The sequence below is a fragment of the Streptococcus suis genome (assembly GCF_002960445.1).
GTDB classification, from domain to species: Bacteria; Bacillota; Bacilli; order Lactobacillales; family Streptococcaceae; genus Streptococcus; species Streptococcus hyiners.
The window spans coordinates 1-23,911 of the sequence record NZ_POJD01000459.1; the positions used below are offsets into that span (position 1 = coordinate 1).

The window sequence follows — 23,911 nt, forward strand, 5'->3', positions numbered from 1 at the left end:
CAGTTTGGGAACCAGCTGCTAACATGCTCTTCGAAGCTGTAAGTGGTAAAAAAGATCCTAAGACTGCTGCTACTGACGCTGTGAAATTGATTGAAGATACAATCGCTCAAAAATATGGCAACTAGTCATTTTTAAGTCAGACTGGGATTTCCTCCCAGTCTACTTTGTTACTACCAACTGAAATATATATTTATTTTTAGGACTGACCTAAAGGAGATTACACTATGAAACAAAATCCAAGTAAGGCACTCCTCTTGTCCCTACTTCCTGGTCTAGGGCAAATCTACAACAAGCAAAAAGCAAAAGGCTATATCTTCCTTGGCGTAACACTAGCTTTCCTAGTCTACTTCATTGCAATAGCAGGTGGAGAAATTGGAAACTTGATTACCCTTGGTAGCCAACGTGGCCGTGACAACTCCCTCTTCATGTTGATCCGTGGTTCCTTCCACCTCATCATTACCGTTGTCTATCTTGCTTTCTACGCCTTAAACCTAAAGGATGCCAAAGATACTGCCCAACGATGGAATAACGGTTATCCTGTACCGACAACTTTAAATGAAATGGTTAAAGGTGTGTATGAGAATGGCTTCCCTTATCTCTTGATAATTCCTTCATATATTGCCATGACCTTTGCCATAATTTTCCCGGTTGTGGTGACACTCTTCATCGCCTTTACCAACTACGATTTCCAACATTTACCTCCTGGTGCCCTTCTCGATTGGATTGGCTTTACTAACTTTACAAATATCTGGAAACTCAGTACCTTCCGTGCAGCCTTTGGTTCTGTCTTAGGCTGGACAATCATCTGGGCCTTGGCTGCTTCAACTGCACAGATTGTTATCGGTATCCTGACAGCTATCATTGCCAACCAGCCATTTATCAAGGGCAAACGCATCTTCGGTGTTATCTTCTTGCTCCCATGGGCTGTTCCAGCCTTCGTGACTATCTTGACTTTTAGTAACATGTTCAACGATAGTGTCGGAGCCATTAACACACAAGTATTGCCATTCCTAAGCAAATTCTTGCCATTTATCGACAACTTCCTTATTCCTTGGAAAACAGATCCATTCTGGACTAAGGTTGCCCTTATCATGATGCAGGCTTGGCTTGGTTTCCCTTATATCTATGTCTTGACCTTGGGTATTTTGCAATCCATTCCAAACGATTTGTACGAGGCTGCCTACATTGATGGTGCAAGTGCCATTCAAAAATTCCGTAGCATCACCTTGCCAATGATCTTGGCGGTGGCTGCTCCTACTCTAATCAGTCAGTACACCTTCAACTTCAACAACTTCTCTATCATCTACCTCTTCAACAACGGTGGACCTGGTAGCGTCGGTGGTGGTGCTGGTTCGACTGATATCTTGATTTCATGGATCTACAAATTGACAACTGGTACTGCTCCTCAGTATTCAATGGCAGCTGCAGTTACCTTGATTATCTCTATGATTGTCATCAGTATCTCTATGATTGCCTTCAAGAAATTAAACGCCTTTGAAATGGAGGATGTATAAGATGAAAGTATCTGTGAAAACTAGACGCATACTCAATCAGACTTTTACCTATCTCTATCTGATTGCCCTGTCTATCATCATTATCTACCCTCTATTGATTACCATCATGACAGCCTTTAAATCAGGCAACGTGGTAGCTTTCAAGCTGGAACCAATCCAGTTTACTTTGGACAATTTCAAAGGACTATTTAGCGAAACTCTCTACGGTACCTGGTACCTCAACACACTCATTATCGCAATCTTGACAATGCTTATCCAAACCAGTATAGTGGTATTAGCTGGTTATGCTTATAGCCGTTATAACTTCATCGCTCGTAAACAGAGTTTGGTTTTCTTCTTGATTATTCAAATGGTGCCAACAATGGCTGCCCTTACAGCCTTCTTCGTTATGGCCCTCATGCTCAATGCCCTCAACCAAAGCTGGTTCCTCATCTTCCTTTACGTTGGTGGTGGTATCCCAATGAATGCATGGCTCATGAAAGGTTATTTCGATACAGTGCCAATTTCTCTCGATGAATCTGCAAAACTAGACGGTGCTGGTCACTTCAGACGTTTCTGGCAAATCGTTCTTCCACTTGTTCGTCCAATGATTGCTGTACAGGCACTCTGGGCCTTCATGGGACCTTTTGGAGATTACATCCTATCCAAATTCTTGCTTCGTGAAAAAGAATTTTATACTGTAGCAGTCGGTCTTCAAACCTTCATCTCTGATGTGAAAAACTTGAAGATTGCCTACTTCGCGGCAGGTGCTATCCTCATCGCCCTCCCAATCAGTATCCTATTCTTCTTCCTACAAAAGAACTTTGTATCTGGTTTAACAAGTGGTGGTGACAAGGGGTAACCCTGTCCCACCTTTTCCCTTTTTAGACAGAGCCAAAATTTTTATGAAAGGTACAACACATGATTCCCTACCCATTCTCTTATTTTTCCAGTATTTTTTCTCCTAGAAAAATGTTTGCCAACCGCAGATGGATGAAAGTCTGGCAAGGTCTATTTACTACGCTCTTTTTAGTGTCCCTCCTAGTCATTCCCAGTTCTCTTCAAACAGTCAGCTTGGAAACCTACCCTCTGGAAAATTTTGTGGAAGGGGTGTATCAACCGCTCAATGAGGATGTCATGAATGACCTTAGCCAACATGTATCTATTGAAAATGGACAGTTCACCTATACAGGAAATAGTAGTTGGGAGCAGGTTACCTTTGGCGAAACAGTGCCTACAAGCTCTGATTTCTCCTACCAGTTTGGTCAACAAAGTCTGACCATTCGAAAAGGGCAGGATATCCTAACCCAGCTCAGTTACGATGGACTGACAAATGCTGATTTTTCAAGTAGGGAAAGATTGACCGCCGCCCTTTCAAAGAATTGGTACCAAGCCAATCGGGCAATAGTTGGTCTGAGCATTACCTTGGTATCGACCATGATTTTGGCCACCAATCTCCTCTTTATTCTGCTGGGTGCAAGCGGCTTTCTCTATCTGACTAAAAAATCTCGTTTCTTCCATTTTCATACCTTTAAAGAATGTTTCAATTTCTCCCTGCATTGCTTGGGACTACCAACCATTTTAGCCTGCCTGATTGGGATTTTTGGGCAGCCTGTTACAACTGTTTTGACTGTTCAAAATATCCTCTTTGTGATAGTATTGATTTGGGTATTTTTCAAAACCAAATTCAGAGATGAGATTTAGGAGGTTCCTATGCGTGCTACCATTAAAGACGTCGCTAAGTTAGCAGGTGTTTCACCTTCTACCGTTACCCGCGTCATTCAGAACAGCTCTGCTATTAGTCAAAAAACCAAAGACCTAGTTAGAAAGGCTATGGCGGACCTCAACTACCACCCCAATCTCAATGCTCGTAGTCTGGTTTCTAGCTACACACAGGTGATTGGCTTGGTACTTCCTGAAGATTCTGATGTCTTCTATCAAAACCCTTTCTTCCCGACAGCCCTGCGTGGCATTTCACAGGTGGCTGCTGACCACAATTATGCGATCCAAATTTCTACGGGAAAAAATGAAGAACAGCGATTAGAAGCTATTTCTCAGATGGTCTATGGAAAACGGGTCGATGGTTTAATTTTCCTTTATTCCAAGCCAGATGACCCACTGGTCCAGCTAGCCATTCAGCATAAGTTTCCCTTCCTCATTCTCGGTAAGGCAGATTCTCCATTTATCTCCCTAGTCGATAATGACAATATCCAGGCTGGATTTGAAGCGACCAATTACTTTATCAATAAGGGCTACAAGAATATTGCCTTTGTCGCTGGTAACAAGGAACTGGTCGTATCCCAAGACCGTTATTCAGGCTATAAAAACGCCCTCAAATCTCATAATATCCCTCTTGACGAAAACAAGGTCAAGTTTGTTTCAGGCTTCCTATTGGAAGACAGTTCCTACAAGATTTCCAAAAAATTACTCAAACAAGAGATTGATGCTATCGTCACAACCGATACCATGGTGGCAGAAGGGATTGTCAAGTACCTCAACGAAGTCGGTACAAAACTCCCTATCATCTCCTTTGACTCTGTCAAACCAAAATTGGATATTGAAGCCTATGTCGATGTCCACGCTATCAAACTTGGCCGTGTGGCCTTCAATACCCTTCACCAAATCATTAGCGACAACAAGGAAGACAAGCAGGTCTGCTACCGCCGCGTCATTCCACATACCATTACTGAACTTTAACTTAGAAAGGAGCCGTTCGGCTCATGGCATTACGACAATTTCAAGCATTTCTAGATGATGTAGCTACTATTCGCTTGGTTATGGAAAAACGATTTGATACCGAACACATGAGTTTTTCCCTCGAGTCCGACGATGCCACATCTCAACTTTTCATTCATTCCTGTCTAGAGGTAGAAAACCTAGTTCTCTACTATCTGACCAGCCTACACGCCTTAAATTTGGACAAGGACTATTGTATTTATGACCAAGATCGCAACAAAACGGAGTTAGGCTATGGTCATATTGTCCGCTCTGCTATTTTCGAACAAAACTATACCTATGATGGCAGTGATTTGGGGGCAAGTTATAGCCCTCAGTCCACAAGTTTCAAACTCTGGGCACCTATCTCCAAGCAGGTATTTTTAGTCCTTGAAGGGACACCATATGCCATGACAAGGGGTTCAAAAGGTGTCTGGCAGGTCACAGTAGAGGGTGACTTGGACAGTCAAAGCTACCACTATCTCCACAAAGTCAATGGCGAGTGGATTTCTGTTCATGACCCCTACGCCCTTTCATCCAAGGCAAACTCTGGCGATAGCTATATCATCAACCCAAATAAACTTCATAAGGTTCGTCGCGCCAAGACCCAACGACCGATTTCTCAAGCTATTGTCTATGAAATGAGTGTCCGCGACTTCTCTTGGCAGACAGAAGCTGGCTTCAAACACCGTAGTCAATTCCTCGGTCTGACCGAATCACCTGTCTTGGACGGTATGAAACTGGGAATGGATTATATCAAAAATCTGGGCGTTACCCATATTCAGCTTCTTCCTGTTTATGATTTTGGAAGTGTAGATGAAAATAAACCCCAAGCTGTTTATAACTGGGGTTACGACCCTATGCAGTACAACCTGCCAGAAGGCTCCTTCTCCAGCCTACCAAATGACCCCTATGCTCGCATTCTAGAACTCCAAGAGGCCATTCAAGCCTATCACGATGCCGATATTTCCGTCAATATGGACGTTGTTTACAACCATGTTTATCATGCTGAGAAATACGCATTCGAGCTAATTGTCCCTGGTTATTTCTACCGTTACAACGAACATGGTATGCGGACGGATGGTACTTTCTGTGGCAACGATGTCGCTAGCGAACGCAGCATGGTCCGCAACTACATCAAGCAATCCCTCCGCCAATGGACCAGTATCTATGGTTTTGATGGCTTCCGTTTCGACTTGATGGGGATTTTGGACAGCCAAACCATCAACCAAATCCAAGAGGAATTATCAGCCATTCATCCAAATATCTATCTCTATGGCGAAGGTTGGAAGATGGCAACTGGTCTAGACTATGAAAAACTGGCCCACCAGTACAATGCAGACCAGCTTCCAGAAGTGAGTTTCTTCAACGATGACTATCGCGATACCTTCAAGAAACTCTTGCTCAACCCTACCCGCCTAGTTGACAAACAACTACACGAAAAAGTGCAACATCTCCTGACAGGAAGCCGCTACAGCCACTTCATCACACCACAACAGTCACTTAACTACATCGAGTGTCATGACAATGCGACAGCCTTTGACTACTTCCATATTGAACATCCAGATTGGACACCTCAGCAACAAAAACGAGCTGCAAGCTTTGGGCTACAATTGGTCCTCATTTCTCAAGGAATGGCCTTTATTCATAGCGGACAAGAATTCTTCCGTACCAAAGATGAGATTGACAATACTTACAATATTCCTGATAGAATCAATCGCCTAGACTGGACACGGGCTATTCACTATAAGGAACATATAGAATTTATCCAAGAATTGATTGCCTTCCGTAAAAACAATCCAATTCTCAGCCAAAACAGCTATGAAACCATTCAAGAAACCTGTGATTTCTACTGGCTAACCGAATACGTCCTCCGCTATCAAGTCACAAATGGCGATAAAACTATCCAGTTCATTATCAACTTTGCGGACAGCGATTTTGTTTTCGAAAACGAAAAAGAGCAAACCGTTCGTTTCAACTTCCCACCTGTTGACGATAATAAAGCCCAGCAAATCACCCTTGCTGGACAAAGTATTTGTATTTTGGAAGATAAATAGGACCTAAGACGGATGTTAGCAAAAGAAATATAGGCTATACTATAGTCACTCCTAAATATTTTTCATAAATCTCCTTAGAACTCATCAGTCATGCTGGTGAGTTTTTTGTGTGTAAAAAACACCCCAGCGTTTGACTGGGGTGTTCATCTTACATCATTTCCATTATCTTCCGACCAATGCGTTCTATATCATTCTGCATACCACGCAATTCAAAGGTATCAATAACTGGGAAACCAAATCGCTCAGAATACTGCTTAGCAGTCAGACAATATTGGTTGTTGAAATTTCGATTGCCTGAACCAACAACACCCAGACAGAACTCTGCATTGGTCCCCAAAGCGATAAAATCTCCAAGAGGATTGGTCAAAATCTCCACATCTCCATTATCCACTCCATTTCCACCTTCTAAATAAGTTGGTAGAAAAGCCACAAAAGGCGCGTCGAGTTGATAAAAAGGAATATCCTGCTTGACCAAATCTTTGACATGAACCAGTTCAAGGTCCCAATCTGTCTGAAATTGGAAAAATGACTTCAAACGTTTTACAAAACTTTCCGTATTGCCACTCAAACTGATATATACCAGATAGATTTTTTTCTTCATCCTACTCACTCTCCACAAAATGCCCGATAATATTGACATTGTCCGCGACAGATACAAATGCTGTTGGATCTGCTTTTTTCATAATTTGCTTAAATTCACTAAACTCCGCACGTGTGATAATGGTAATCAGTACCGTTTTTTGCTCATGATTGTAGGCACCCTCCGCACCATTGATGATAGTCACACCACGATTTAGTTTCTTGTGAATTTGTTTAATAACTCGGTCTGGCTGATTGGTAATAATCATAGCCTGCATCCGCTTCTGCTTGACAAAAATAGCATCTGTCATCCGACTAGAGATGAAAAGTGCAACCATGGAATACAAGGCATACTTCCAGCCAAATGTCATCCCCGCTATCAGCATAATCATAATATTAACAATCAGGGAAATGGAGCCAACTTGCCGTCCCGTCTTTTGCCGAATGATGATGGAAACAATATCAGTACCACCACTGGATACATTATTCCTAAGTGCAAAGCCAATCCCTGTACCGAGCATAAGCCCACCGAAAATGGCGTTAACTATGGGGTCTGTTGTCAGTGTGACCGGAGGCATAAACTGAATAAACAAGGAGCTAAGAGATACGGTGATAAAGGTAAAGATGGTAAACTTGTAGCCAATTTTATACCAGGCTATGACGAGCAAGGGAATATTGAGGGCATAATATACCGCAGCGATTGGTATATCCCAACCCGCATAAGAAGCAGCTAAGGCAGAAACTATCTGAGCTATACCAGTCACTCCCGATGAATAGACATTCCCTGGTCTAAAGAAAAAATTGACCGCAATACTAGATAGGAGCCCATAAATAATGGACCCCGATATCCGTTCTGCATATTTTTCTCGAGAAATCCCCGAAATAACTGACCAAAACTTATTCTTTCTGGCCTTTCTTAAGAAAAGAACACGCTGTTTTCTGAAAAATTTATTCATTTTCAAGTGTAATATCTAAAGCTAATTCCTCTAATTGAGCTGATGCAACCGTACTTGGTGCCTGTGTCATCGGATCAGATGCCTTGTTATTCTTCGGAAAGGCAATCACTTCACGGATATTGTCCTCACCTGCCAAGAGCATGACAAAACGGTCCAAACCGATAGCCAATCCACCATGTGGTGGGAAACCATAGTCCATAGCTTCTAGCAAGAAACCAAACTGCTCATGGGCATCCTCTGCAGAGAAGCCAAGTGCCTTGAACATCCGTTCTTGCATGTCTTTTTGGTTGATACGAAGACTTCCGCCGCCCAACTCATAACCATTCAAGACAATATCGTAGGCAACCGCACGTACTTGTGCCAAATCACCATCCAAATGATGAGCTGTTTCTTCAGTTGGCAAGGTGAATGGGTGGTGGGCACTCATGTAGCGTCCTTCTTCTTCTGACCACTCAAACATTGGCCAGTCCACAATCCAAAGGAAGTTGAATTTGCTTTCATCAATCAAACCTTGCTCTTTTGCCAAGCGATTACGCAAAGCACCCAAGGTATTGTTGGCAACTTCCAATTCATCTGCCACAAAGAGAACTAAGTCCTTGTCTTCCAGTTGTAAACTTGCTGTCAAGTCAGCTGTAATGTCTGTCAAGAATTTAGCAACTGGACCAGCTAGTTCTCCCTGGTCAACCTTGACCCAAGCTAATCCCTTGGCACCAAATTGTTTGGCGTACTCTGTTAATTTATCAATGTCCTTACGAGAGTAGCTGTCCGCGGCACCTTTGACCACAATAGCCTTTACAACAGGTGCTTCTGAGAAGACTTTGAAGTCAACTTCCTTGACAACCTCTGTCAAGTCTTGTAAAAGCATCTCAAAACGAGTATCTGGCTTGTCTGAACCGTAGAAGTTCATAGCATGGTCATAGGACATACGTGGGAATGGCAAGGTCACATCGATCCCTTTGGTATCTTTCAAGACCTTAGCAATCAAGCCTTCTACGATGTCTTGGATTTCAACTTCATTCAAGAATGAGGTTTCCAAGTCAACCTGTGTAAACTCAGGTTGACGGTCCCCACGCAAATCTTCATCACGGAAACACTTAACGATTTGGTAATAACGGTCAAAACCAGCATTCATCAACAGCTGCTTAGTAATCTGTGGGCTTTGTGGAAGGGCATAGAAGTGACCTTTTGACACACGAGAAGGTACCAAGTAATCACGCGCACCTTCTGGCGTTGACTTGGTCAACATTGGCGTTTCCACATCGATAAATTCAAGCTCGTCTAAGTAGTTACGAATGCTGTGGGTTACAGCTGCACGCAATTTGAAGTTGTTGAGCATTTCTGGACGGCGAAGATCCAAATAACGGTAACGAAGACGGGTGTCATCGCTGGCTTCAATGCCATCCTTGATTTCAAATGGAGTTGTCTTAGCCGTGTTGAGCACTGTCAAGCTGGTTACTTGCAGTTCAACAGCTCCTGTTGGAATATTGTCGTTGGCTTGTTCGCGCTCCACAACCATTCCCGTCACTTCGATAACGAATTCACTACGGAGGCTTTCAGCAGTTGTCATGAGATCTTGATCTACAAGTTCTGGATTGATGACCAATTGCATAATACCTTCGCGGTCACGCAAATCAATGAAAATCAAGCCACCCAAGTCACGACGGCGGCCAACCCAACCTTTCAAAGTAATTTCCTGTCCGACATGTTCCTTACGAACACGTCCAGCGTACATAGAACGTTTCATATTCTTCCTCTTTTACTGATTTTATACTTATTCATTCTACCATAAAATAGCTGATTTTTGGGGGAAATTGCCGAGAAAAAATCGAAAAACCAGCCCTAGTTGACTGGTTTGCTGTATAGCATATCCAAATGCGGAATATCATCCTCCAAATATACTTCAGAAACTGGCTTAAAGCCAAGCGATTGATAGAATTTTTCTAAATAGGCTTGGGCACCGATTTTAATCTGATTTTCTTTCCATTCATTTGTAATGTAATGGATAGCTTGCTCCATCATTGGCCGACCCAAGCCTTTACCACGATGACTTGGCTTGATGACCACACGACCGATGGAAACTTCATCATAGCTCAGACCAGCCGGTAAAATTCTCAAGTATGCAACCAACTCCCCGTTGTCTGTGCCTAAAAGATGAAGACAGTTTGGATCCTTTCCATCAACTTCAGGATAAGGACAGGCTTGTTCCACGACAAACACGTCGGTCCGAAGTGTCAAGATAGTGTAAAGTTCCTGTAAACTAAGTTGGTCAAATGCTTTAATTTCCCACTTCATACATTCCTCCTAAGGCAGATTGTTTCCTGCACTTCTGTAAATCTCGTACCATTCTTGTCTAGTTAAGGTAATCTGGCTAGCTTGAGCAATCTTGGTCAGGCGATCTGAATTCATAGAACCTACAATGGTTTGAATTTTCGCTGGATGGCGCAAAATCCAAGCTACGACAATGGTTTCATGTGAAACATGGTATCGCTCTGCTATTTCCCCAATGGTCTGATTTAAAAGAGCATAGTCTGGATGGTTGGCAAAAATACCTCGTTGCAAATCAATCAAGAATGGGGACCAGGCCTGAATGGTGATTTTTTTGAGCTGGCAATAATCAATCAAACCTCCGTCCCGCATGGTCGCAGCATCATCTTTCATGTTGACATGGAGCCCTGCATCGATCAAAGGAGTATGAGCTGGCGAAAGTTGGAGCTGATTGACCGCTAGGGGCTGGTCCAGATAGGACTGGAGTAACTCCATTTGGTAGATGTTCTGGTTGCTGACACCGAAATGTCGCACCTTACCAGCCTGCTTCAAGAGATAAAAGGCTTCTGCCACTTCCTCTGCTTCCATGAGAGCATCTGGACGGTGGAGGGCCAAAACATCAAGATATTCTGTATCCAGGCGCTTGAGAATACCATCCACTGACTCCAAGATGTAGTCTTTAGAAAAATCAAAATACCCCTTACGAATACCGCATTTTGATTGGAGGAAAATATCCTCTCGCTTCAGTCCTACCAGTTTTGCACCCTGGGCAAAACGAATTTCAGATTCTCCCTTACCATAAATATCCGCATGATCGAAAAAGTTAATTCCTTGTTCAAGGACTGTTTTCAAGACCTGGGCTGTTTCCTTCTCGCTCAAACTTGCCATTCGCATACAACCTAGACCAATTCGCGAAACTTCTAATCCTGTTTGTCCTAATTTTTGCATTAGTTGCCTCCTCTTCTGACTTCATTATATACAAAAAAAGAGATTGTTGCCAATCTCTCACCCTCCTACAAGGTTTTCTTTTTCTGTGCCAGCTTGCTAATGCTGATCTCAATCGAATCATTGATACTGAGCAAGGTATCAATCACCTGTTTGTCCGATAAATTCGAATCTAAATCAACATTATAGACCAGCTCCAAGCTATTGCTTTTTTTAATGTTCTTAATGCTAACCAATTCTACATACTTACAGGCATTGATAAAAGTAGCTTCAAATAGTAGTTCGTAATCCAACTCCCTAGGAACTCGAATGGTGATGTTCCGTCTGGTTTGACTAACTGTCGCAAAGGAAGAATTTTCCAAGAATAACAAGACTAGACAAACAAAGAGTGTAAAAATGGTTGCTAGGATGATAAAGCCCATACCGCAAGCCAGACCAATACCCGTTGCGATAAAGACCATCAAGAGTTCCTTAGCCCCGCCTGCCGCAGAGCGAAACCGAATCATACCAAAGGTTCCCGCAATGGCCACACTGGTTCCCAAGTTTCCGTTGACCATAAAAATAATCATGGTCATAAGAACTGGAAGAACGGTCAAAGTAATCACAAATTCCTTGGAATATAGGGTCTTGTATTTATAAACTACTGCAATAATCAACCCCAGAATCAGGCTAACGACTAAACTGGTTGCTAGCATAGACGGTTCTGCGGGGCCTGTATTGGTTTCAAAGATACTTTTAAACAATTGCTCTTTCAAAAATTATTTCCTCTTCTTGACTTTCTACTAACTTACGGTGGGCTGTCCCATATTTAGAGAAGGACACGCGCTCTAAATCGTACTTATCAATAATGGCTTGAAGCCATTCTGGATAGGTTTCAGGCACCTTAATTTCCATAATGACTTGATTATCTTCTAATAAAGGATAGCCATACTTTCCTGCAAACAAATCCACATCGTAATGACGATAAAGGATGTTTTGGTCAATAGTGATGCGAACCTTCTTATCCTCAATCCCTTTCATTGAAAAACGATCATAGTAAATGTACATCATGGGCTCAATCTTGCCGTAACGCTCTCGAAGCTCTGCCATTGTTTCCAAAAGCACTGGATTGCTAATGCTTTCATCAACTAGGTTATGGCTCATAAATTTCAAGACCGATGCTGGCTTTGAGGTCAAGCGATCCTTCAAGCCAACTCCTTGATCCTTCTTCTTGATTTCTAAAAAGACCTGGCTATCTGCATGTGGATGAGCATCGTAGGTCCGCATACGGATTTTCTCACGCTTCCACAGACGCTCCGCAGAATCTTGAATCATTCGATATTCATTTGTATCAAAATATATATTGGTAATGGTTGAAGTTGGGTAATCATCTTTGACTACATGAGCCTGAAGCTCTGCCATAACCGCTGCAAGTTGCTTGCGATCCAAGATATATTTGGTTTCAATTCGTTTAAATTTGGTCTGTACTGTTTCTTTCATCTTATTCTCTTTTTCTACATTTGTCGTTCTAAGGGGTTAAGGGAAGAGTGGCTCACTTCCCACTCTCCCTATCTATTACCAGCTTTTCTTTACTTCTACTTTTTTCTTAATAATTTGACCTGTTGTACCGTTTATCTTGTAGTCAAATTCTGAGTTGTTGGCAAGAGCTTCAACCTCATAGATGCCTTTCTCAAGGTCAATCTCTTTAAAGCGAACTTTAGCTGCTGCCAAGCCTAAATCTTTCAAGACAATAGTCTTCACTTGTTCTACTGAAAGTGTTGGCACTACTGCCACTTTCTTAGGCTGTGTGACTACAACTGGTTTTTTCTGCGGAGTTGCTGGTTTTACAGCGACTGCTTTTGTCTTTTTCTTGATAATCTTGCCTGTTAAACCATTGATATCATATTCATATTCAAGATTATTTGCCACAAAATCCACTTCATAAACGCTCTTCTCAAGATCTACTTCTTTGAAGCGAACCTTATTAGCTGTCAAACCTGCATCCTTCAGGGCAATTGTTTTTGCCTGCTCCATTGAAATCGTTACGGCAACAGTTGTTTTCTTCGCTTGAGTTGGTTGAGCTGGTTGAGCTGGTTTTACAGTAGTCTTTGTAGGTGTTAGAGTTTTAGACTTTTTCTTAATAATCTTTCCTGTGCTAGCTTGGACATCGTAGTCGTACTCCACATTGTTGGCAACTAGATCAATCTCATAGATTCCTTTTTCAAAATCTAGATCCTTGAATCGTACTTGACTAGCATTCAAACTAAGATCTTTTAATACGATTGATTTTGCTGCATCCATTGTTTTGATTTGATTAGCCGATACTGTTTGCTGCAAACCAAGTGTAGCGGCTACTAGTGCTGTAAATGTCAATGTTTTTAACTGTTTCATAATAAACTCCATGATTGTTTTTCTACATTTGTAGTTTTTTGATTTTTAGAATAGAGTGGGCGCCCACTCATTCTTCTACAATTGTAGTATAATTACATTCTACACTTGTCGTTTTGAATTGTCAAGCTTAAAAACTCAAAAAAGTAAAAAAATTTTACAAGTATGTTCCTATAGTAGAGGACCTAAAAAACACCTCTAATCAGAGGTGCATAGCACTAGTCATCAGAATCATCTGTATCATCACTGGTATCCACATCATCTGTATCATCGCTGACATCTACATCATCACTGGTAGCTACAGGCGGTGTATAAATCGTCGTTGGTGTAGATGTTGTAGCTGGAGTATAGCTTGATGTCGGCGTTTCAGTAACCACTGGCGTTTCTACTGTACTTGAGGCTGGTGCTTGACCATTAGTAACTGCAGAACCATTTGCGCTTTCTCCAGCATTACCAGCATTTGTTGTAGTTGTTGTAGCAACTGTGGTGGAGCTTGCTGTGCTGGTTGCTGTTGAAGATGGTTTTGTTGTCGTTGCAGTTGTTGATGAAGATTTTGTCGTTGAGGAAGACGATACGACTTTCAAGGTTTCTTTTTCCACTTTTCTTACCTGTTTGGTCAACTTATCGACTTGGATATGGTAACGTGTTTCCCCCTTAGAAAATTCAACCAAATAGTAATCCGATGCCTCTGTCACCTTTACATCTTTGACATCTGTTTGCTTAAGTTTTTGGTCTTTTAGTGCTACTTCTAAGGCTTGCTTATCGGTCAAACCTTCCTCTTGAATGACCTGATTGACTTGATCTTCCGTCATCGCCACAACGAAAATTGAACCTGAAAAGACCAGGGCCATGGTCATAAAGGTTGTGACCAATAAACCAAGTGAACGCATAGGAATACGGTTGTCCATAATCGCAATAATACGACGCTTGAGATTAAACTTATTTGAATAGAAACAGCTTGAAAGCAGAACTGGCTGCTGGCTCTTATGAATCATGGTGATAATGGTTTCACCATAAAAAGAACGGTAGGCTTGATCACGTTGACTAAGAACACTGTGGTCACAGTAACTCTCTGCAGCTTCCTGTACTTCCTTGCAGGCAAAGGCCACAATCGGATTAAACCAGTGGGCGGCCTTCACAAGTAGAACCAATAAATTGGCATATATATCCCTATGCTTATAGTGGGTCAGTTCATGTTCAAAAATAAGATCCAGTTCCTCATCTGTATAGTCTGTCGCTGGTAAAAGCACAATGGGATGACGCAGTCCAAAAATCATGGGACTGGAAACCTGTGGGTAGTGAAACAGACGAATGTCCTTCTTGATACCAAACTCTTCTTTGATAATATGAAAATTCTCTAAAATCCTTAAGTCAGAAATAGGTGCACCCCATCTCTTCAAAAGGTTGCTGAATTTCACATAGGCAAAGATTGAACGCCCCAGTACCACCACAAAACCTAGAAACCAGATAAACAATAAAATCTGTAACCAGGGTAAGCCAAGGACAAAATCCACCAAGTTGGGTTGACTAGTGGTTGCTGAGCTAGCTACAGTGCCTGTCGTTTCAATAGCAGTCGACACTGCCTTAGGACTGTGCTCAATAGTGACCAAACCCGAACCAAAACGAGGTCTAAAAGGAAAAATCAAACTAACCAACAAGGCCAACCAGGTCAGATAACGAACCCTAGCGGAAACCCTATTTTTTAATAAGATAAACAAGCCACTGATTACCAAAATCAATGCCGATGTATATAAACTCATTAGGAAAAAGCGCAAGATGAGTGATGACATTTTAAATCTCCAACTATATATTATTTATTCAACAAGCTCCTTAACTCATCCAGTTCATCGGCTGACAAAGCATTGGAGGAGAAGAGGGTTTTGACCAGCCCACCAAGCGAGTTCCCTTGGTACCGGTCTAAAAAATTCGATGTTTCAACCGCCATGTATTCTTCTTCAGACACAATGGCTGTATAGTGACGCTCTCGACCACTTCGCTCACTCTTCAAAAAACCTTTTTCAGTCAAGCGTGCAAGAATGGTCAATAAGGTTTGGGGCTTCCAGTGATTTTCTTCTCCCAAGTTAATAATAATTTGAGCAGAGGTCACTGGGTTTGGCAAGTGCCAAATGGTTCTTAAGACTGTAAATTCTGTATCGGGTAGACGTTTTAAATCATTCATACTTGATATCCTCTCTTCTTTCTCTATTATTCTACACTTGTCGTTTTAAAATGTCAACTATCCTTACTTACTAATGACAAAGTATTCTGAACACGAGAAAAACTCAGCCGAAACTGAGTTTTAGTTAAAACCATAAATTCTTTTCGCGATTTTATAGACGGCATTGGAAATTTTTCGCCCTGGGTAACCGTAAAGATTGGTCAACTGCCCGAGTAATCCTTTGCGGACAATCTTAAAGAGTGCAGGATTATTATCACGAATATAGTGCCAGAGTTCCTGCTTTTTCATCATGTGTTCAGCAGTACCAGCCCGATTGAGAAGGGCACAGGAGATGATAGTGGTAATTTCTACATGATTGAGCAGGTAACTTCGCAAATCAGGATTGTCAATGGCATTTAAATCCAAATTATCTACTAAAATTCGATTAACTTTTAACTGTTGGTCAATCCTCTTAATCATAACAGATTCATTGACAGACTGGTCATTTCGTCCAATAAAATACCGATAAAAATCTACAGGAAGATAGTACATGGTTTTCACTGCCTGTAAAGGAGTAAATACGAAAATATTATCCACATAGAAGGTATGCTCTGGCAGAGCTAGACCAACCTCCCTTAGTAAATCTGTCCTGTAAATGAGAGAATGCATCATCATGTATTGCCCCTTGGAAAAGGCACCCACATCCTCCCAACCGAAAATTCGATTTTCTGGTAAAACATCCTGATAAGACATGGATTTTTTGCGAGATTGTCCCTCTTTTTCGTAAACAAAGTTGGAAATAAAGGCATCAACAGGTGTACTTGCTTCTTCTAAGGCCTGTAGACTTTCCAAAATCTTCAGATAGGCTCTGGTATCCACCCAGTCATCTGAATCAACTACCTTAAAATACTTACCCTTGGCCTCACGTATCCCTGTATTAACCGCTCCGCCATGACCTTTATTTTCTTGATAAATAGCTCGTACATTCGAAAATTGATTAGCAAGTTCCTCTGCAATTTCCTGAGTCCGATCGGTCGAACCATCGTTAATAATCAGAATTTCAACCTTATCACCACCCATCACAAGGGAATGAACGCAGTAATGAAGGTAGGCCTCTGAATTGTAACTCGGAATAGCAATGCTTAGTAAGGTCATCTTTCTCTCCATTTGACACAATTTGTTACTATTTTATCATATTTTCAGGAAAGGTGCAGAGGATAATTATTTTTCAAGGCCAACTTATTCACAACCTGTGGATAAGTTGTGGATTTCTAGAATGTTCTGTGGATAACTTTTATAACCTCCTAGCATCGTATCTTCTTCAACAAAAATCCTTTAAATGTTCTTGCAAATCCCGAAGCATATTCTTGCGACCATTGAAACTCTGACCACTGATGAGTTTTTCATAATTTTCCAATTGGTCCATAGACAAATTTTTCCGATAATCTCTCAAGGCACCTCTCAACATCACTAGCTCGTCATTAACCAAACCAGGTGATTGGATGAGATGTGATAGGTCGTGAATGTCTTCATGGGGCAAACGGTCAAACTTGCGCTTCTGACTTTCCTGTCTGCGAACTCGGTCCTTAACCCGATTTCGGAATTTAACCTTGAAATAACAATACAGCTGAGCTCTTTCCTCAATCAACCAAGGTTGATCTTCCAATAGTTCGAACAAAGTCATCATACCTTCCTGTTCCCAATCATCTCTGTCCCACAGTTTGATATAAAACTCTTTTCGAGCCTTGTTGACAATCCCTTTTACGCTATCATACACCTTTTCAAATTCCATCATCCTATCTCCTTTGTTTGATGGTTTAAGTTTATCGAAAAGGGAGTTCTTTATACAGGACATTTTTGTCCAACTGACATTACTTAGATTATTCCACTATCTCCTTAGAGGCGACAAAAAGGGGAGCAACCCCAGAAATCAACGTTTTAAGACAAAGCAAAAAGCCCACTGCTGTAGGCTTCTTACGATATAAAGTCTTATCTTAGAGCATTTTGTTGTAGAATTCTACGACAAGAGCTTCGTTGATTTCTGGGTTGATTTCATCGCGTTCTGGCAAGCGAGTCAATGAACCTTCAAGCTTTTCAGCATCGAATGATACGAAAGCTGGACGGCCAAGAGTTGCTTCAACAGCTTCAAGGATAGCTGGAACTTTGATTGACTTCTCACGAACTGAGATAACTTGACCAACTTCAACGCGGAATGATGGGATATCAACACGTTTGCCGTCAACAAGGATATGACCATGGTTTACGAATTGACGTGCTTGACGACGAGTAGTTGCCAAACCAAGACGGTAAACAACGTTGTCCAAACGACGCTCCAAAAGAAGCATGAAGTTGAAACCAAGAGTACCTTGTTTGATTTTAGTAGCTTGTACGAACAAGTTACGGAATTGTTTCTCACCCAAACCGTAAGAGAAACGCAATTTTTGTTTCTCAGCCAATTGCAAACCGTATTCTGACAATTTAGAACGGTTGTTTGGTCCGTGTTGACCTGGTACGTAGTTACGACGTGCCAATTCTTTACCTGTACCTGTCAATGACAAGCCAAGACGACGAGCTTGTTTCCAAGATGGTCCTGTATAACGTGACATATGTTATGTCCTCCTAAAATAAAAAATAATTATTGTAGGAAATAACGTTTTAAGCAAACCTGATTCGTGCAGAAGGCCTTCATCGAAACAGCAACGATTACTCTTCTTGCTGACCTTCTGTTGACGAGCTTCATTTTGCCCTGCTGTTATTTCGCACAAAGGTTAGTATAGCACAAAAAAAAGGCTCTGTAAAGCCTTTTTCATCGTTCTTATTGCATTTCTTCCAATAATTCAACCAGCTTATCCTTTTGAACCTGTCCCGCAAAGGAAACCTTGAGGGTCCCATCACTATTGATAAGGATATGTGTCGGAAAAGCAGCAATACCAAAATGTGTCATAGCCTGATCTTTGGTATCAAATAAGACTGGATAGGTCGCTCCTAACTCACTGGCCTTCTCCAAGATCTCATCCTTGCTCACATCCGCAGGATTAGTATTCGCAAACTCAGCATCCTTAGGTGACGTGATAGACAAGAAAATATAATCTTCCTTATCCTTGTACTCTTGGTAAACTTCCTCCAATTCAGGAATTTCCCTCTGACAAGGACCACACCAGGTCGCCCAAACATTGATGTAAATCTTTTTCCCCTTATAATCTGCTAGATTGACATCCTTCCCATCCTTATCCTTTAGGGAAAAATCTAGCGTGACCGATTGATTTGCCTGTAAAGTCGACTCAGTAGAAGACGGACTGACCAATGGTAAAAGGGAACAGGCAGTCAAAACAAAACAAGAAACAAGTAAGCAAACGACAATCGATACCAATTTTTTCATAAATAAATCCTTTCTATCCTACTGGAAAAAACGCACAAGATGCTGGAAGAAACCTGTTAAAATACTCAAGCCTATCAAGAGCAATAAATAGCCTGAAATACGCTTGGTCCAAGCCAAATAGTGCCGATTGTTCTTGAAGAAAGCCAACATTTTCTGAGAAAAGAAGGCAACCAAAATAAAGGGAAGAATAAATCCAAGACAATAGACCAACAGCAAGATACTGCTCAACCAACCCTGCTGACTGCTAGCATAAATAAAAACAGATGCTAGAATAGGTCCAATACATGGAGTCCAAGAAAAACTAAAGGTAAAACCCATCAGGAAAGCTAGATATGGAGTGACCTGTTTCCCTGCTTGGTACACCTTATTTTTAGCAGAAAACTCACGCTCTAACATAGGAATATTGAACCAACCCAACTGCAAAATTCCCATCAGAACAATCAATAGACCACTGATAATCTGCAAGACTTGAGCATTTGCTTGTAAGACCCTACTCAGCAAACTAGAGGCAAATCCCAATAAGAAGAAGGTCACCGCAATCCCAACTACAAAACTCAGCGTATTGATGAGAACCTTCTTCTCTCCCTCTTTCCCTTCAGCTCCACCTGCCAACAAACCAATGTAGATAGGGAGAATGGGCAGAACACAGGGAGAAAGAAAGGACAAAATCCCCTCCACAAACAGAGTCAAAAACGTAAACCATTGCAAGTCCATACCAAACTCCTTTTTATCTAGCACAAAAATGATTTTGAAAGCGTTTTATGTACTAATATTATAACACACTGCTTTGCCTTAGTCAATATATCGTTTGGTTAAACCATACAAAAAAGCCTGCAAATACAGGCCTCCATTCCTAGTCCAAGTAATGAATTAAAATCTTTTCCGTCAATACATCTGAGTAAGTATAGGATTCTACAAACGTATTGTTTGGATCTTCAAACTCAACGATAAACAAAGACTGATAAACTTCTGTAATCCGACCTTGCTTATTCTTCTCACGCTTACGACCATTTTCAAGGGTCAACTCGACAATCTGGCCCTCGTGGTCTTTAATATCTTGTTTGATCTGCTTCATCTTAGCAACATCTGTAAATGCATCACTCATTCTCTATCCATCCTCTCTCTTGGAAATACTTGCAAATTTGTTGTATTCTTTTTGGAACATCAATTCCACCGTACCACGCGCACCGGAACGGTTTTTCTCAATAATCACTTCAACCGTGTTATTTGGAATAGCTCCTTCTTCCTGCTCGCCACGTTCATAGTAATCATCACGATACAAGAAGGCAACGATATCCGCATCCTGCTCGATAGACCCTGACTCACGGATATCAGACAAAACAGGACGCTTGTCCTGACGTTGTTCCACACCACGCGATAACTGACTGAGGGCGATAACTGGAACTTTCAATTCCTTGGCCAAAATCTTCAACTGACGGGAAATTTCCGAAACCTCTTGTTGACGGTTTTCCCGGCCCGTTCCAGTAATCAACTGAAGATAGTCAATCAAAATCAAGCCCAGATTGCCTGTTTCCTGAGCCAACTTCCGTGACCGCGAACGGATTTCCGTAATCTTAATACCTGGTGTATCATCAATGTAAATGCTAGCCCGAGCCAAATTAGCCTGAGCCACCATATACTTGTTCCACTCTTCCTGCGTCAAATGACCCGTACGAATGGAACGCGAATTGATGACCCCCTCAGAAGCCAACATACGGTCCACCAAGCTCTCCGCACCCATCTCCAAAGAAAAGATGGCGACGGTCAAACCTAATTTTGTTCCAATATTTTGTGCAATATTGAGAGCAAAGGCCGTCTTACCAACCGCAGGACGAGCCGCAAGAATAATCAGCTCTTCCTCATGCAGACCCGTTGTCATGGCATCAAGGGCAGGATAGCCAGTCGCAATACCTGTAATGTCCGAAGTCTGCTTGGCACGGGTTTCAAGATTGTCAAAGTTGATATTCAAAACATCATCAATCCGCTTGAAACCACTTCGACTGGCACCTTCACTGACATCAATTAAGGCTTTTTCAGCATTGGCGATAATGTCATCTGAACCATCCGCACCCTCATAAGCCTGATTAACTGCATCCGTCAAACGAGCAATCAGCTTACGAAGGTTGGATTTTTCCGCGACAATCTTGGCATAGAATTCCGCATTGGCCGCCGTCGGTACCGAACTAATGATTTCAGCCAAGTAAGCCAAACCACCAATATTCTCCAAATCACCATGATTGACCAGGTAGTTGCGCATGGTGGTCGCATCAATAGCCTCATTCTTATCAGAAAGGGCAATCATGGCCTTGAAAATCAGCTTATGGGCATGCTTGAAAAAATCCTCTGCCTCGATATATTCACGAACAAAGACCAACTTGCCTTCATCAAGGAAAATAGCTCCCAAGACCGACTGTTCAGCCAGAATATCCTGCGGTTGCACCCGCAATTCATCTAAGTCTGCCAAGATTTCACCTCCTCACTGATGATAATAAAACGGATTAGGCTTCCTTAATGCTCAAATTGATAACACCTGTCACATCTTGATAAATTTTGACTGGTACATCAATCAAACCAAGGGCACGAATTGGGTGGTCCAATTGGATATGACGTTTGTCAATCTTAATACCAAATTGTTTTTCCAACTCTTCAGCAATCTTCTTGCTAGTAATCGAACCAAATGTACGACCATCTGGACCAACTTTTTCGACAAATTTCACCAAAGTAGCCTCTTCTGCCAACTTCGCCTTGATAGCCTCTGCTTCTGCAACCATTTCTGCATGAGCCTTAGCTTTCGACTTTTCTTGACCACGTAGGGCACTGATTGCTTGGGTTGTAGCTTCCTTAGCCAAATTTTTCTTAATCAAGAAGTTTTGAGCATAACCTGTTGGAACTTCCTTGATTTCACCTTTTTTTCCCTGACCTTTTACATCTGCCAAAAAGATAACTTTCATCTGCTTCACCTAACTTTCTTTTATTTCCTCATAAATTTTACTGATGAGGTTTTCCTTAACTTGTTCAAGGGTTTGGTCGTAGACCTGGGCTGCAGCCAAATTAAAGTGACCACCGCCCCCCATTTCTTCCATAATCCGCTGAACATTGACCTTGCTGTGACTTCTAGCGGAAATGGCTATGTAACCTTTGGCATTTTTGGTAACAACAAAGACTGCCTCAATGCCAGCCATATCCAATATGGTATTGGCTGCCTTACTAGGAACGATCGTGTCATACTCCAAGCTTTCCTCACCACAAGCAATCACGATATGGGGCTCTAGTTTCTCCCCACGCAAAATCAACTCATTGATTTGACGATAGGCATCGAAATCTGTCGCTGAAATCTGCTGAATTTCAAGACTATCACTGCCACGAGTCCGCAAATAGCTAGCCACATCGAAGGTCCGACTGGTTACCCGAGAAGTGAAATTCTTGGTATCTAGCATAATCCCAGCCATCAACAAACTGGATTGCAAACGATTGAGCTTATGACGCTTATCGTTTTGGAATTGCACCAACTCCGTCACCAATTCGCTGGCTGAGCTAGCCCCACTTTCGATATAGGTCAATACAGCATTGCTTGGAAAATCTGTATCCCTACGATGATGATCCACAATCACAACCTGACTGAATTGCTCATAGAGCTCCTTGTCCAAGGTCAAACCAATCTTGGAATGATCAACCATGATTAACAAGGATTGGAAGGTAACCATTTTCTTGGCTTCTTCAACAGTAATCAGATTCGAACAATTTTCATCACTCAACTTTTTAATGGCCCGTGCAATATCTGGTGCCATCTCATCAGGATTATAAACCGTATAGGCATTGTTCATGATATTTTGGGCAAAATATTGCATCCCGACTGCTGAACCCAGAGCATCCATATCCAAATTACGGTGTCCAACCACAAAGACAGCATCCACCGATTTTAGCTTGTCAGACACTGCTGTCATCATGGCACGGGTACGGGTACGCGTCCGTTTAACTGAAGAAGCTGAGCCACCTCCAAAGAAAAGCGGTTGCTTGCTCTCATCATTTTCCTTGACAACCACCTGATCTCCGCCACGAACCTCGGCCATGTTGAGATTTTGAAGGGCCACCTGACCAATCTGATAATGGTTGCCATCACCATAGGCCAAACCCATACTAAGCGTTAAACCCAACTCCAATTTTTTAGCTTCTTCACGGAACTTATCAATAACGGAGAACTTATTTTCAATCAGCATCTCCAAGACTGCATAATCCGTGAAAAAGTAGAAACGATCCATGGTACCACGGCGGTAGTAAATACCATAGTCGTGGCAGAAATCAGAAACAAACTGAGCCAAAAATGAATTGACCTGACTAATCTGGGAATCCGTCACCGTATCCTCAAGCTCATCATAGTTGTCAACAGAGATTATTCCAATGACTGGACGACTACCAATTAAGCTATTTGTAGCTGAATACTCTGATGAAGCATCAAAGAAGTAAAACAAACCATGATCAAAATCAACGTTAACCAGGTATCTTTTCCCAGAAAAATTGGCATAGACACGGTCCTCATCCAGACCCACATCAATAATTTCACGCAGTTTTTTCTGGTCAAATTCCCCGTTTTCCTGAGCAAAAATAAGCTCTGCAAAGGGATTAAACCACTCCACTTGATTGCTATCTGGCCGAACCTTAATCACTCCGACCGGCATCTTATCCAGAAGCATCATCAAGCCCGAATTGGCCTGATGATTGAGATATTCAATTTGTTCTAACTCACTAAATTCGTAAGAATGTTTTTGATAGATAAATAAGGCAACCAATACGCTTAAGCTCACTAACAGAGCAAAGATAGTAAAGGCACTTGTTGGAGAAAATTGATGGATCAGTGCCACCAATCCAAACAAGATAACGCCTATCATGACAAAATGAATTGTCGAAAACCGAAATTTTTTCATCACTAACCTCTGCCTGCCATTTTACCACAAACCATTAGAAATTGCTAGTTTTCGCTAGCATGCACAAGAAAAGAA

23 protein-coding genes and 1 pseudogene are annotated in these 23,911 nt (G+C 41.8%); 5 read left to right on the forward strand and 19 right to left on the reverse strand.

Annotation, left to right across the window (positions count from 1 at the left end; all coding sequences use genetic code 11):
* The first annotated feature begins 224 nt into the window (after window positions 1-224).
* The 5 genes from C1G53_RS12525 to pulA are packed head-to-tail and all read left to right on the forward strand — an operon-like array spanning window position 225 to window position 6,265.
* A complete protein-coding gene (locus C1G53_RS12525) occupies window positions 225-1,514 on the forward strand; it encodes a carbohydrate ABC transporter permease (RefSeq protein ID WP_105118823.1) in 1,290 nt (429 codons plus the stop codon).
* A 1-nt stretch (window position 1,515) separates the two neighbouring features.
* Complete coding sequence (locus C1G53_RS12530) at window positions 1,516-2,355, forward strand: sugar ABC transporter permease (RefSeq protein WP_105118824.1); 840 nt, start codon at window positions 1,516-1,518, stop codon at window positions 2,353-2,355.
* 59 nt (window positions 2,356-2,414) lie between these two features.
* A complete protein-coding gene (locus C1G53_RS12535; protein WP_105118825.1) occupies window positions 2,415-3,197 on the forward strand; it encodes a DUF1189 family protein in 783 nt (260 codons plus the stop codon).
* A 9-nt stretch (window positions 3,198-3,206) separates the two neighbouring features.
* Window positions 3,207-4,190 carry a LacI family DNA-binding transcriptional regulator gene (locus C1G53_RS12540; protein WP_105118826.1) on the forward strand — a complete coding sequence of 328 codons (984 nt, stop codon included), beginning with the start codon at window positions 3,207-3,209 and terminating at the stop codon, window positions 4,188-4,190.
* Between the two features lie 23 nt (window positions 4,191-4,213).
* A complete protein-coding gene (pulA, locus tag C1G53_RS12545; RefSeq protein WP_105118827.1) occupies window positions 4,214-6,265 on the forward strand; it encodes a type I pullulanase in 2,052 nt (683 codons plus the stop codon).
* A 148-nt stretch (window positions 6,266-6,413) separates the two neighbouring features.
* On the opposite strand, the gene nrdI is transcribed toward pulA, so the two are convergent.
* The 19 genes and pseudogenes from nrdI to C1G53_RS12640 all read right to left on the reverse strand — a co-directional run bounded on the left by nrdI (window position 6,414) and on the right by C1G53_RS12640 (window position 23,836).
* The gene (nrdI, locus tag C1G53_RS12550; RefSeq protein WP_105118828.1) at window positions 6,414-6,866 is read right to left on the reverse strand and encodes a class Ib ribonucleoside-diphosphate reductase assembly flavoprotein NrdI; all 453 of its coding nucleotides are present in this window, start codon (window positions 6,864-6,866) and stop codon (window positions 6,414-6,416) included.
* Between the two features lies 1 nt (window position 6,867).
* Window positions 6,868-7,725, reverse strand: a pseudogene (locus C1G53_RS12555) (YitT family protein); the annotation flags it as partial.
* 67 nt (window positions 7,726-7,792) lie between these two features.
* On the reverse strand, window positions 7,793-9,544 hold the full coding sequence (gene aspS, locus C1G53_RS12560; RefSeq protein WP_105118830.1) for an aspartate--tRNA ligase: 1,752 nt from the start codon (window positions 9,542-9,544) through the stop codon (window positions 7,793-7,795).
* 95 nt (window positions 9,545-9,639) lie between these two features.
* Window positions 9,640-10,092 (reverse strand): GNAT family N-acetyltransferase, encoded by a 453-nt coding sequence (locus C1G53_RS12565; RefSeq protein WP_105118831.1) that lies wholly within the window; start codon window positions 10,090-10,092, stop codon window positions 9,640-9,642.
* A gap of 9 nt (window positions 10,093-10,101) precedes the next feature.
* Complete coding sequence (locus tag C1G53_RS12570; RefSeq protein WP_105118832.1) at window positions 10,102-11,013, reverse strand: aldo/keto reductase; 912 nt, start codon at window positions 11,011-11,013, stop codon at window positions 10,102-10,104.
* Window positions 11,014-11,078: 65 nt separating this feature from the next.
* Window positions 11,079-11,765: a DUF4956 domain-containing protein gene (locus tag C1G53_RS12575; protein ID WP_238139155.1), complete on the reverse strand. Its 687-nt coding sequence runs from the start codon at window positions 11,763-11,765 to the stop codon at window positions 11,079-11,081.
* The gene (locus tag C1G53_RS12580; RefSeq protein WP_105118833.1) at window positions 11,746-12,489 is read right to left on the reverse strand and encodes a polyphosphate polymerase domain-containing protein; all 744 of its coding nucleotides are present in this window, start codon (window positions 12,487-12,489) and stop codon (window positions 11,746-11,748) included. The genes C1G53_RS12575 and C1G53_RS12580 overlap by 20 nt, the downstream gene beginning before the upstream one ends.
* 75 nt (window positions 12,490-12,564) lie before the next feature.
* Complete coding sequence (locus tag C1G53_RS12585; RefSeq protein ID WP_161941442.1) at window positions 12,565-13,380, reverse strand: PepSY domain-containing protein; 816 nt, start codon at window positions 13,378-13,380, stop codon at window positions 12,565-12,567.
* A 215-nt stretch (window positions 13,381-13,595) separates the two neighbouring features.
* Window positions 13,596-15,167: a M56 family metallopeptidase gene (locus C1G53_RS12590; RefSeq protein WP_105118835.1), complete on the reverse strand. Its 1,572-nt coding sequence runs from the start codon at window positions 15,165-15,167 to the stop codon at window positions 13,596-13,598.
* 20 nt (window positions 15,168-15,187) lie between these two features.
* Window positions 15,188-15,556, reverse strand: coding sequence for a BlaI/MecI/CopY family transcriptional regulator (locus tag C1G53_RS12595; RefSeq protein WP_105118836.1), 369 nt, complete (start codon window positions 15,554-15,556; stop codon window positions 15,188-15,190).
* Between the two features lie 120 nt (window positions 15,557-15,676).
* Window positions 15,677-16,690, reverse strand: a complete 1,014-nt coding sequence (locus C1G53_RS12600) for a glycosyltransferase family 2 protein (RefSeq protein ID WP_161941443.1) — start codon at window positions 16,688-16,690, stop codon at window positions 15,677-15,679.
* Window positions 16,691-16,856: 166 nt separating this feature from the next.
* Window positions 16,857-17,327 (reverse strand): sigma-70 family RNA polymerase sigma factor, encoded by a 471-nt coding sequence (locus tag C1G53_RS12605; protein ID WP_105118867.1) that lies wholly within the window; start codon window positions 17,325-17,327, stop codon window positions 16,857-16,859.
* A 202-nt stretch (window positions 17,328-17,529) separates the two neighbouring features.
* Window positions 17,530-18,141: a 30S ribosomal protein S4 gene (gene rpsD / locus C1G53_RS12610; RefSeq protein WP_024407736.1), complete on the reverse strand. Its 612-nt coding sequence runs from the start codon at window positions 18,139-18,141 to the stop codon at window positions 17,530-17,532.
* 209 nt (window positions 18,142-18,350) lie between these two features.
* On the reverse strand, window positions 18,351-18,914 hold the full coding sequence (locus tag C1G53_RS12615) for a TlpA family protein disulfide reductase (protein WP_105118838.1): 564 nt from the start codon (window positions 18,912-18,914) through the stop codon (window positions 18,351-18,353).
* 18 nt (window positions 18,915-18,932) lie between these two features.
* Window positions 18,933-19,628, reverse strand: a complete 696-nt coding sequence (locus C1G53_RS12620) for a cytochrome c biogenesis CcdA family protein (RefSeq protein ID WP_105118839.1) — start codon at window positions 19,626-19,628, stop codon at window positions 18,933-18,935.
* Window positions 19,629-19,767: 139 nt separating this feature from the next.
* The gene (locus C1G53_RS12625) at window positions 19,768-20,019 is read right to left on the reverse strand and encodes a Veg family protein (protein WP_105114079.1); all 252 of its coding nucleotides are present in this window, start codon (window positions 20,017-20,019) and stop codon (window positions 19,768-19,770) included.
* Window positions 20,020-20,022: 3 nt separating this feature from the next.
* Window positions 20,023-21,378, reverse strand: coding sequence for a replicative DNA helicase (gene dnaB, locus C1G53_RS12630; protein WP_105118840.1), 1,356 nt, complete (start codon window positions 21,376-21,378; stop codon window positions 20,023-20,025).
* Window positions 21,379-21,412: 34 nt separating this feature from the next.
* The gene (rplI, locus tag C1G53_RS12635; RefSeq protein WP_044754897.1) at window positions 21,413-21,865 is read right to left on the reverse strand and encodes a 50S ribosomal protein L9; all 453 of its coding nucleotides are present in this window, start codon (window positions 21,863-21,865) and stop codon (window positions 21,413-21,415) included.
* A gap of 9 nt (window positions 21,866-21,874) precedes the next feature.
* Window positions 21,875-23,836: a DHH family phosphoesterase gene (locus C1G53_RS12640; RefSeq protein WP_105118841.1), complete on the reverse strand. Its 1,962-nt coding sequence runs from the start codon at window positions 23,834-23,836 to the stop codon at window positions 21,875-21,877.
* Window positions 23,837-23,911 lie beyond the last annotated feature (75 nt).